The sequence below is a fragment of the Streptomyces sp. 7R007 genome (genome assembly GCF_054850255.1).
Map to the genome: position 1 here is coordinate 1 of NZ_JBTWMV010000194.1, position 295 is coordinate 295.

Annotated in this window: 1 pseudogene; it reads right to left on the minus strand. The window is 74.6% G+C overall.

Features of this window, described 5'->3' with window-relative positions:
* Positions 1-248 (minus strand): annotated as a pseudogene (locus tag ACYF6T_RS44760) (MFS transporter); the annotation flags it as partial.
* Positions 249-295: the final 47 nt, after the last annotated feature.

The window sequence follows — 295 nt, forward strand, 5'->3', positions numbered from 1 at the left end:
GGGCCACCGCCCGTGGCCTGCTCGATCAGGGACGGGGCGCGGAAGAGCACCCCGTAGTAGCCGGCGAAGACGGTCCCGCCGATGAGCCCGGCCGCCAGGAAGCCGCGGGAGGCGATCACCCGCCGAGGCACGAACCCCTCGGGCGTGCTGCGCACGCGCCACCACAGTCCCACGGCGGCGAGCGCCCCGGCGGCAGCCACGACGAGCGTGACCGCAGCGGGCAGGCCGACCGAGTGTGCCTGCAGCAACGTGATCAAGGAGCTGGCGAGTACCGACAGCACGGCCGCGCCGACGA